6 protein-coding genes, 1 tRNA gene and 1 pseudogene are annotated in these 10888 nt (G+C 42.6%); 5 read left to right on the top strand and 3 right to left on the bottom strand.

What is annotated here, in order from left to right; genetic code table 11:
• Positions 1-16: 16 nt before the first annotated feature.
• From I593_RS14455 to I593_RS14445, 3 genes are all read right to left on the bottom strand, one after another.
• Positions 17-92, bottom strand: a tRNA-Lys gene (locus tag I593_RS14455).
• A gap of 133 nt (positions 93-225) precedes the next feature.
• On the bottom strand, positions 226-2067 hold the full coding sequence (locus tag I593_RS14450) for a long-chain-acyl-CoA synthetase (RefSeq protein WP_016168329.1): 1842 nt from the start codon (positions 2065-2067) through the stop codon (positions 226-228).
• Positions 2068-2255: 188 nt separating this feature from the next.
• Positions 2256-5588, bottom strand: a complete 3333-nt coding sequence (locus I593_RS14445) for an Rne/Rng family ribonuclease (RefSeq protein ID WP_016168328.1) — start codon at positions 5586-5588, stop codon at positions 2256-2258.
• A 755-nt stretch (positions 5589-6343) separates the two neighbouring features.
• On the opposite strand from I593_RS14445, the gene I593_RS14440 reads away from it, so the two are divergent.
• The 5 genes and pseudogenes from I593_RS14440 to mhpD all read left to right on the top strand — a co-directional run bounded on the left by I593_RS14440 (position 6344) and on the right by mhpD (position 10880).
• Positions 6344-7282 (top strand): RluA family pseudouridine synthase, encoded by a 939-nt coding sequence (locus I593_RS14440; RefSeq protein WP_016168327.1) that lies wholly within the window; start codon positions 6344-6346, stop codon positions 7280-7282.
• Positions 7283-7561: 279 nt separating this feature from the next.
• A complete protein-coding gene (locus tag I593_RS14435) occupies positions 7562-8230 on the top strand; it encodes an HAD-IA family hydrolase (protein ID WP_016168326.1) in 669 nt (222 codons plus the stop codon).
• A 74-nt stretch (positions 8231-8304) separates the two neighbouring features.
• Positions 8305-8988 (top strand): helix-turn-helix transcriptional regulator, encoded by a 684-nt coding sequence (locus I593_RS14430; protein ID WP_016168325.1) that lies wholly within the window; start codon positions 8305-8307, stop codon positions 8986-8988.
• Positions 8989-9067: 79 nt separating this feature from the next.
• Positions 9068-9665, top strand: a pseudogene (locus tag I593_RS14425) (glutathione S-transferase family protein).
• Positions 9666-10082: 417 nt separating this feature from the next.
• Positions 10083-10880, top strand: a complete 798-nt coding sequence (mhpD, locus tag I593_RS14420; protein WP_016168322.1) for a 2-keto-4-pentenoate hydratase — start codon at positions 10083-10085, stop codon at positions 10878-10880.
• Positions 10881-10888: the final 8 nt, after the last annotated feature.

Here is a 10888-nt window from a genome sequence, read left to right as displayed (position 1 = left end):
CAGGAATCAAAATAAGTGGTGGGTCGTCCGCGACTCGAACGCGGGACCAACGGATTAAAAGTCCGCTGCTCTACCAACTGAGCTAACGACCCATCTCGTTTTGATGGAGCGTATTGTAGCAAGATATCGAACGAGCGCAAGAGAAAAATCGCAAAGTTGTTGATGTTTGATTATAAATACAACAACTTTGCCTGATTTTATGCAAAAAATTGCCAAAATTTCAATTTAGAAGCGATATTGATACTGCTGAATATTGCTGTAAATTTCAGTACTCATATGGCAATAGGCACTGCTATTTGGCAATAAGACTAATATTTGCTCATCGGTTTTTTCTGGATTGAAAGCTTGTTCTTTTAGCTTGTTCTTCTGATATTTAAAGGTGCCTGTGGTTTCTACTTGTTTCTGAACACGTAAAAATACAGGAATCGCATAGGCAGGTAGACTCTTTTTGAAGCAACTGAGCATGGCTTGCAGGTCTTGTTCATTCAGTTGGGCTTGCTCTGCTAAGGTGATGGCTGCCATGCCTGCGCGTCCATTGGTGTGTGGAATTTCTACACCATACACCACAGCTTCGACAATCTTTGGATATTCACACAACATATTCTCGACTTCGGTGGTGGAAACATTTTCCCCTTTCCAGCGGAAGGTGTCGCCGAGACGATCTACAAACTGTGCATGACGGAAACCAATATCACGGACTAAATCACCCGTATTAAAGTAGGCATCCCCGTTCTTAAACACGTTGGACATAATCACGGATTTGTTTTTTTCAGGGTCGGTATAACCATCAAAAGGGGAGCGACGTGTAATTTTACCGATCAACAAGCCGACTTCGCCTTTACTTACTTTTTGGCACCAACCATGTGCGTCTCGAATAGGTTCATTTTTCTCTTTGTCGAATTGAACAATGGCATACGGTGTTGGGGAGAATCCGACAGTATTGTCGAAATTAAATACATTGCTAAAGCCAACGTTACCTTCACTAGATGCGTAGAGTTCAAGCACTTCTTCTACACCAAAACGTTGTTTAAATTTATCCCAGATATTCGGGCGCATGCCATTGCCAATCATTTTTTTGACACGATGGGCATGGTCTAACTCCGATGCAGGTGCATCCATTAAGTAACGGCATAGCTCTCCTACATAGCCAATCGCAGATGCGTTAAATTTTTGCACATCTTTCCAAAATGCAGAGGTCGAATATTTGCGTCGTAATGCCAAAGTCGCACTACTTGCAATCACGCCACACCAGCACACCACAATGCCTGTCGCATGGTAGAGTGGTAAGGTAACGTACATAACATCATCACTGTTTAAATCCAACACGTGCCCATAAGTGCCATAGGCAAGTGTCCAGCGGCTATGGGTGAAGATGACCGCTTTCGGTAAGCCCGTGGTGCCCGAAGTATAGATGTAAAATAGTCCATCTTTGCCTTTAACACTATGTGTGGTTGGCGTGTTAAAGGTCGGGAAGGTGGTGATTTCATCGGCTAAATTTAGATAATGTGCGGGTGCTGTACCTGCATATTGACGTGTTTCTTGATCGGCAAACCAATAAAAGCGCTGCTCAGGCAAATTAAGCTCTTGACGAATTTCATCTACGGCAGCGCGGCATTCTTCACCGACAATCAGTGCAATTGGGTTGACCAAATTAATACTATGTGCCAAGACTTTGCCAACTTGTGAAGTATTCACTAAAGCAGCAGTTACCCCGATTTTTGCCAAGGCTAAGACACTGGCAACCAGTTCTGGGCGGTTTTCAACCATCACTGCAATGACATCACCTTTTTGTGCGCCAATCGACAGATAATAATGTCCGATTTGGTTTGCCCAATCATTGAGTTGCTGGTAAGTATATTTCTGTTCTTCAAATAATAATGCATAGCCATGTGGGTTGCGTTTTACGGCTTTTTCAAACGCAATACCTAAGCCCGCGGGTGAGTTCGGGGTACGTAAATATGCTTGTTTCAACCCTGTAACCAGATGCGGAAGTTTTCCAATAAATTGTGGGATTTTGGCAGCGACGTCTGTAATTCCAATAAGATCGCTCTGTGTGGTTTGGCTCATAAGAATCCTATTTATTTTTCGTGTCCAATACGATGTCTTTGTCTACAGGTTGAACGAAGTAATCTGTACAGTTGTCCTTTTAATCGTTTCTTTCTAGTGCAATCAACCTAATCTGTTCAAAATAACAAAAAAAACCTAGCCATCGAAATGACTAGGTTTTAATTATTTTACAACAATTGGGTAAATACTTACTCTGCTGTAGGTGTGGTTTTTTTCGGTGGGCGACCACGAGGACGACGCGGACGAGCTTTTTCTTTCTCTTCCTTTTCAGCCGCAGTTTCTTCTGTCGCTGTATCTTCGATAACATCTACAGCCAACTCAGTCTGTACAGGTTCTGCTTTCGCTTTGGCTTTCGCAGGCGCCTTTGTTTCAACCGTTACATCTTCTGCTACTACTGGTTCAGCAACAGCTTCGGTTACAGTAACTTCAGTAGCTGCTTCGACAGGTTCAACCACCTCAGCAACGTTTTCAACTACTGCCACAGCAGTTGGTTTAGCTGCAACTGGTGCTTCTTCCGCTTGTGCTTGCTTTGCTTGTGCTAGAGCTTGCTCAGCGGCTTGTTTTGCTAAACGACGACGTTCACGCGGGTCATTGGCAACACGCTTTTCTGACTCAGGCTTTGGTGGTGTTAAGTCCAACACTGGCGCAGGTTCAGCTTCAGGAGTAGCTTTCGCAACTTCGACATCACGCGTGACAGGTTTTTTCTCAACTTCAATGTTTACAGTGCTGGTATTGAGGCTCGCTGCATATTCAGCAGTGAACTTTTCTAATGCACGGTTGAAGGTTGGAATCAAACCAAATTGCTCAATCAGTACGGCACAGTCTTCACCATATACTTGACGAATTAAGCTACCTACCGTGTATTGTGATAAAGTCGGCACTTGTGATGGATTAAGCTTAGGCGCTTGCACTTGTTTAGCTTGAGCATCACGTTGTTGACGACGACGCATACGCGGGTCATTGCTCGCACGTTTGCCATCAGAGCGAGGTTTTTGCTCCTCTGTTTTAACTTCAGCAGTTGGTGTTTGAGTTTGAACTTCAACTTCAACTTTTGCTTCAGGTTCAACCGCTACAGGAGTTGCCTTAACCACTTCTGATGTTTCTGTGGTAGTAGGTTTTTCTGCTTCAACGGCCTTTGCAGTTGAGGTTGTGTTGATGGCAATGATTTCGCTTTGAGCTTGATCAACATTCACCACAAGTGCTGTCGGCAGGATGTCTTGACGCGGAGCATCAATCACTTCTACCTTGACCTGTTGCTCATCGACCACGACTGGAGCAGGTGTAGCTACAGCAGCTTGCTGTTCATTGAATACACTTTGGTCGCGGTGGCGATTTGGGCGATTTGGACGCTGTTGGTTGTTACGGTCACGACGTGGTACAGCTTGCTCAGCATGAATTTCGTTCTGTTGATCTTGCTGTTGAGGGTGACGTTGTTGCTGACGTTGGCGCTTTTGTTCACGCTGTTCTTGACGTTGCTCTTGGCGCGTCATTTGCACAACTTCTTCAACCACTTGATTTTGTTCTTGTGGTTGCTCACGTTGTTCGCGTTGCTTGTTGTTGTTACGCTTTTTGTTGTGACGTTGCGATTTTTCTTCTTTCTCAGAATTTTTTTCTACAAAGTCACGTTGCTCCGCTTTTTGTGGAGCAGATGTTGCTGATAAGTACACGTTGTTGCTGGCTACAGGCGTAGGCGCAACAGCAACAGGTGTAGTCACTTGACCAAACTGGCCGCGACTGACAGCACCACCATTCACTATTTGCTCAATTGCAGCTGCTGCATTATTTGCTGTACGTGCTTGATCTACAGTTGCAGCTTGCTTTTGAACAAACAAGTTTTCTAACCATGCACATGGGCTGCTTGATGCAGTTGGTGCAGCAGCAGGAGTTTGCTGTTGTTGAGCAGCTTGCTGTGGCTTTTTCTTGCCATGTTTGTCAGCAACTGGTGCAACACTTGGTTGTTGATCGGCATCTTCTAAGTGCCAATCTGAAGCTTCATAACCCAATTCTTTTTCGCTAGAACGAGTTGCTTCAGTACGTTCATAGCTGGTTGGCGCGAAGCCTTCAGGGTTATAAGAAATCTCGTAATGAGGCGTTTCTAAGTGTGGGTGCGGCAATACCGTTACACGCACATTTGACGTTTGTTCTAAGTAAACCAAGCTGTGACGCTTTTCATTCAATAAGAATGCTGCAATTTCTACAGGCACTTCAACTTGCACTTCACCATGACGTTCACGTAGGGCTATTTCTTCCACTTTACGCATAATTGAAAGTGAAAGTGAGCGCAAGTCACGCACCATACCTGTACCGTGGCAACGTGGGCAAACATAACCAGTGGCTTCTTCTAAAGATGGGCGTAAGCGTTGACGGCTCATTTCCATTAAACCGAAGCGAGACAATTGACCAAACTGAATACGCGCGCGGTCGCTTTGGGTGGCTTCACGTAATTTCGCTTCAACCATACGTTGGTTACGGTCTTTGGTCATGTCGATGAAGTCGATCACTACCAAACCGCCAATATCACGTAAGCGCAATTGACGTGCAATTTCTTCAGCAGCTTCAAGGTTGGTATTGAGTGCGGTTTCTTCTACATCGTGTCCACGAGTCGATTTTGCCGAGTTAATGTCGATAGAAACCAAAGCTTCTGTTTGGTCAATCACGATTGAACCACCAGAAGGCAATTTCACTTCACGCTCGTAAGCGGTTTGAATTTGGCTTTCGATACCAAAATGAGCAAATAAAGGCTCATTTAAAGTATAAGTTTTTAACTTGTCGATTTGACGAGGCATCACCGCTTTTACGAAGTTATAAGCTTCGTTATAGGCTTGCTCAGAGTCAATTAAAATTTCAGCGACATCATCACGTAAGTAATCACGGATGGCACGTGTCACTACACCTGCTTCTTGGTGCACCAACATTGGTGATGGACCAGAACTCGCTGTATTTTGAATTTGTGCCCAAAGGTCGAGAAGGTGCTGTAGATCGAGTTGTAATTCTTCTTGAGAACGACCAATACCCGCAGTACGTACAATCACGCTCATGCCACGAGGCACATTGAGTGATGCAAGCATTTCTTTCAATTCTTCACGAACCGAACCCGAAATTTGACGGCTGATACCACCACCTTTTGGATTGTTAGGCATGAGGACTAAATAGCGACCTGCCAAAGAAATGAAGGTAGAAAGTGCAGCGCCTTTGTTGCCACGCTCTTCTTTTTCAACTTGGACTAAAAGTTCAGTGCCTTCAGTAATCAGTTCACGGATATTTGAAGTCTGGCGCGGGTCAGCTTTATAGTATGAATTTGCGATTTCACGCATCGACAAGAAACCTTGACGCCCCGCACCGTATTCAACGAATACAGCTTCTAAAGAAGGCTCAACGCGAGTCACGTGACCTTTATAGATATTCGATTTTTTTTGTTCACGGGTACGATTTTCTAAATCAAAATCGTAAAGACGCTGACCTGTAACCAGTGCAACGCGGATTTCCTCGGCATGTGTTGCATTAATCAACATACGTTTCATGGGTGTAACACCTTATAGTGATACACAGCAAAAAATCGCTATACACGTAGCGAACATCAAACATCACGGATCAAACTCAGATCTCAAATAAACCAATTGTGGTCTGAGGGTTTTCACTGGCCTTTTTAAAGATGGGCTCCAGTTTTGATTCACGTATTGATGATGGCAATACGGCTTCAATCTTTAAACGATTAAAGTCACCTGCACACTTCACTGGCGGACAAGCGGTGCATTGGATGTGAGTAACTTTCACTGTCACATTGCTCGAAGAGCATCCCTACATAAGAGTGTCTTGATACGGAATTATCGTCGTATCTTTACAAATTGTGCAGATCCAATGCATCAGACGCTGTAGCCTGAATGTGGTTTCAGGGTGCGACTAATCTGATGTGTATCAGTTTACGTTTAAAAACCAACTTGAGGTTGGCGACATATTTTTTCAGGCAAACTGATTTATGTACCTGAGGTACAATTAAACGCAACAGTTTGCAGTTTTGCCGATATAATAAGCCTTCGGCGTCGGCATAATTCTTTTGGGACCTTTCCGAGTTTATAATCAAAATTTCAGCCATATTTCAATATGAATATAATTGAAATGTGTTGATGATGATTCACTTACGGTGGTTTCCGTGCGCTGACTATAGCAAACCTTGCATCATCTGCCTATGGGCTAAGCTTACGTTTCTAGTGAAAAGTATAGCCTAAATGATCAGTTTTTAATCAATTTTAGTATTTTTTTAGGTCACAGTATCTGTATGAATTCTACGCAAGAATGGCAAAGTGTCACTTGGTTTGAAGTGGATGAGCATCAAGCGGGTCAACGCATCGATAATTTTTTATTTAGCCGACTCAAGGGTGTACCGAAAAGTCGCATTTATCGTTTGATTCGTGAAGGGCAGGTGCGCGTGAACAAAAAGCGCATTAAAGCCGAAACTAAATTGGCGATTGGTGACCAGATTCGTGTTGCACCGATTCGTTATGAACAAAAAGATGAAACGGCAGCACCTGTGTCTGACAAAGTGGCGCAAAGCTTACTGAGTCGTGTGGTGTATGAAGATGAAGGCTTGATGGTGGTGAATAAGCCTTCGGGCATCGCGGTACATGGCGGCAGTGGCGTGGCTTATGGTCTGATTGAAGGCTTACGGGCTGCGACGGGTAAAAAATATTTGGAACTGATTCACCGTATTGACCGTGATACATCTGGCTTGGTGATGATTTCTAAAAAACGTAGTGTGTTAAAAACTTTGCAAGATATGCTGCGTGAACACAAAATTAAAAAGACTTATGCTGCTGTGGTCAAAGGTGTTGTGAGCCTTGATAAACAGTTGATTGATGCGCCTTTACATCGTTATGAACTCTCGAACGGTGAACGTCGTGTGCGCGTATCTAAAGAAGGGAAAGATTCGAAAACTCAGTGGAATGTCGCTGAGCGTTTTATGCATGCGACTTTGGTGTATGCTTCACCGCTTTCAGGTCGTACCCATCAAATTCGTGTACATGGTTTAAGTATTGGTCATCCCTTGGTTGGTGATGATAAATATGGTCATGAAACTGAGTACAATGGCCCTAAACCGCGTCGGTTATGTTTACACGCTATGCGTTTGGATATTCCTGGTTATCCACCAATTGAAGCGCCTTTACCTGAGGATATGCAGAGTATTGTGGCGCAGTTAAGAGCACAGAAAAAGGACTAAACCTTTTCCCTCTCCTTTGGAGAGGGTTAGAGAGAGGTAATAAAATAGGACCTCTTTTGTCGTGATTAACTGGAAATGATGCTGTATTGGTCATTTTTACTTTTCAAAGATGAAAAGTAACAAAAATCTTTTGTTGAGCTGATGGAACGTCCTGAACGCGCTTTAAGCACTGCTTTAAAGCGAAGTGCAAGTCAGCTCAACGGCGACATCCTTGTCGCCATCATGTAGCAAATGCATCGTGTAAATTTTCTTCATAAAAGCAAATATTGGAACCCCAGCATGCAAAAACCTGTAGAACTGATTATCTTTGATTGGGATGGCACATTATTTGATTCAGTGGGGCAAATTGTAGATAGTCTTTTGTTTGCAGCGCAGCAATTTGAACAACCCCTAACTCCTGAAGCGGCAAAAAGTATTATTGGTTTGGGTTTGCCTGAAGTCGCTCAAGTTTTATTTCCGACAGTGCCTGAATTACATACTGATCTTTTGAAATGTTATGGCGATCATTACGTTGCACATTCAAAGGATGATGCCTGGTTTGCGGGTATTGCGGAAATGTTGTACGGACTCAAAAATCAGGGTGCACGACTTGCGGTGGCGACAGGTAAAAGCCGTAGAGGTTTGGATCGTGTGCTGGCTCAAACCAATAGTCATGATTTGTTTGAGATTACGCGTGCAGCAAGTGAAACTAAGTCTAAACCTGATCCGTTGATGTTGCGGGAAATCTTACAGTTCACAGGCTTACGTCCAGAACAGGCAATTATGGTCGGGGATACTTCTTATGATTTGGAAATGGCACAAAATATTGCCATGCCAAGAGTCGGCGTCGCCTATGGTGTACATACTAAAAATATTTTGCAGCAGTTTAATCCGTTGACCATTGCCGATGATGTCGCAAGTTTAGATCAGTTTTTAAATCTGCAAGTCAATGCTTCTGATGTCGCTTAAGCAAAGTTGATTATTTTTCAAGGCGTGTAAGGATATACGCCTAAAATTACTTTTGAATAACAAGAAAATCCGCTATGAGCCGTTCTATTCGATTACTTCATTTATTACAGCATCTTCGTGAACAGCGTTATCCTGTTACTGCGCAGCGTTTGGCTGAACATTTACAAATCAGTGTGCGAAGTGTTTATCGAGATATTGAAAGTTTACGTGATCAAGGGGTCAATATTGAGGGAAGTGTTGGTGTAGGCTTTCAATTAAAAGAAAACTTTCTTCTTCCACCTATGAGTTTGGATGAATCAGAAATTGAAGCCATGTATCTGGCATTACAATGGGCCAAATCTATTCCTGATCAAGCATTACAACAGGCTTCACATTCAGTGTTGAGCAAATTAAGAGCTGTATTACCGCAAAGAAAACAAGAATTTTTAAACGATACCTATCTCAAATCTATTCATTCATGGATTGATGTTGACCAAACGGTTGTGGAACAAGTTCGTATCGCCATTCGTTTACAAACTAAAATCCAGATTGATTATATTGATGAACAAAAACAGATTTCACACAGGCAATTATGGCCGTTTGCATTGGGATATTTTAATGATAAAATGTTATTGGCTGCGTGGTGTGAATTACGGGAAGATTTTAGAAATTTCCGTTTAGATCGAATACAAACGCTCATATTAACTGAACAAGTCTATCCTCAATTTAAGCGTCATTTATTTCAGCAATGGTGTCAAAAGGAATTTTCAAATTCATAAAAATGCCCCAACACTACTGACAAAAACTGACACAGCCTCGTTCTATTCTAAAAAAACAATAAACACAGAGGATAGAACAATGGCTTTAACTTTATATACAAATAAACAATCTCGCGGCGTTGTGGTGGATTGGCTCATTCTTGATTTGGGGATTGAGGTTGAACGTATAGAAGTCGCTTATGGCGAGGAAATGAAATCAGCCGAATTTTTAAAACTCAACCCTTTTGGTAAAGTGCCAGTTTTGGTTGACGGTGATTTATGAGTTGGATGCCATTTGTGCATATTTGGCAGATAAATTCTTTGAAAAAGGTTTAGCGCCTGCACTCGATGATCCGAAAAGAGGCCTATATTATCGTTGGTTATTCTTTGGTGCAGGCCCGTTTGCAGCAGCTTCGGACAATGAGCATTTAAAAGTTCAGGTTGCACCAGAGCAAAAAATGTTTATGGGCTATGGTGATTATCAGGATACCTATCAAGCCTTGGTTCAAGGTTTGGAACAGGCAAGCCCGTATTTATGCGGTTCACAGTTTACGGCAGCCGATATTAGTTTAGGGGCAATGATCATGTGGCAATTAAAAATGAATTTATTAAAACCACATCCTGCAATTGACCGCTATGTATCGGCCATACAGCAACGTGAAAGTTTAAAGAAAAATCCTGCTTTGTTTGCAGCATAAGGTCATTTGACTCAAAAAAGCCTCTGATGAAAGAGGCTTTTTTGAGTTGTAGATTTATCCCCAGAGACTGCTCGCGTATTATTTTTTAGTCGTAGGTGAAAAAATTTAATCCACTATATAAAGCCTAATTCTGAATGGTTTGCGCATTTTTCTCTTTGATTTTTCTACACTGTTTATTTTGATGGATAAAACAAAAAAGATTTATAAGTTCTAACTATTGTAAAAAATAAAATAAGTATTGGCGTAAAGCCGTCATTTTTCCGATGCTTGAACTGTTTATACACATACGCGTTTTATAGATGATCAGACAGCGCTTGTCTGTCGCAATTGTTCTAATCGATCTGAGTTTTAAATCTGACTCAATCATTTTTCATCTAAAACAGTATCCGTCCATTTTTGCAGTTTAAGGAAATCTAGATGTCGAATTCTGCTGTTTTTGAATCCGTTGCGCAGGCTTTACGTAACGCTGAGCTTACACAGACTGCGATAGCACCCATTCGCCCACAACTGGGTGCGGAACAAGCAGACGTCGATAGTGCCTATGCGGTTCAGGAAGTAAATACTCAACGTGCCTTAAAAGAAGGGCGTCGCTTAGTAGGGCGTAAAATTGGCCTGACGTCTAAAGTAGTACAAGCGCAACTTGGGGTCGACCAACCTGACTTTGGAATGTTATTCGCAGACATGGCTTATGGGGATGGCGAAGTCATTCCAGCAGGATTATTGATTCAGCCGAAAGTCGAAGCTGAAATTGCGTTGGTGATTAACAAAGATTTAACCCAAAAAAAACATAGTTATGCGGACATTATCAGTGCAACTGAGTATGCCTTGCCTGCGATAGAAGTCGTGGATAGCCGTATTGAAAACTGGAAAATTTCATTGATTGATACTGTAGCGGACAATGCGTCTTCTGCAGCGTTTGTGTTGGGTTCACGTCCAGTCAAATTAGATCAACTTGACTTGGTCAATTGCAAAATGACCATGACTCGTGGGGATGAAGTGGTTTCGCAAGGCATCGGTAAAGCCTGCTTAGCGAACCCTTTAAATGCCGCAGTTTGGCTTGCCGATGAAATGGTACGCCGTGGTCGTCCATTGCTTGCTGGCGACATCATCTTAACGGGTGCTTTAGGCCCAATGGTGATTGTACAACCGGGTGATGAATTTAAAGTTGAAATTGAAGGATTTGGTTCAGTAGTCGCTGCGTTTGCTGCGGAATAAATTGGATT

This window comes from Acinetobacter tandoii DSM 14970 = CIP 107469, from assembly GCF_000400735.1.
Taxonomy (GTDB): domain Bacteria; phylum Pseudomonadota; class Gammaproteobacteria; order Pseudomonadales; family Moraxellaceae; genus Acinetobacter; species Acinetobacter tandoii.
The sequence above is the reverse complement of the archived record's forward strand: the minus strand, read 5'-3'. Positions and strand labels throughout refer to the sequence as shown.

Bases quoted from the DNA above. Each gene is read 5' to 3' on its own strand.
- mhpD (WP_016168322.1), top strand. From the start codon at position 10,083: ATGTCGAATTCTGCTGTTTTTGAATCCGTTGCGCAGGCTTTACGTAAC.
- I593_RS14445 (WP_016168328.1), bottom strand. From the start codon at position 5,588: ATGAAACGTATGTTGATTAATGCAACACATGCCGAGGAAATCCGCGTT.
- I593_RS14435 (WP_016168326.1), top strand. From the start codon at position 7,562: ATGCAAAAACCTGTAGAACTGATTATCTTTGATTGGGATGGCACATTA.
- I593_RS14450 (WP_016168329.1), bottom strand. From the start codon at position 2,067: ATGAGCCAAACCACACAGAGCGATCTTATTGGAATTACAGACGTCGCT.
- I593_RS14430 (WP_016168325.1), top strand. From the start codon at position 8,305: ATGAGCCGTTCTATTCGATTACTTCATTTATTACAGCATCTTCGTGAA.
- I593_RS14440 (WP_016168327.1), top strand. From the start codon at position 6,344: ATGAATTCTACGCAAGAATGGCAAAGTGTCACTTGGTTTGAAGTGGAT.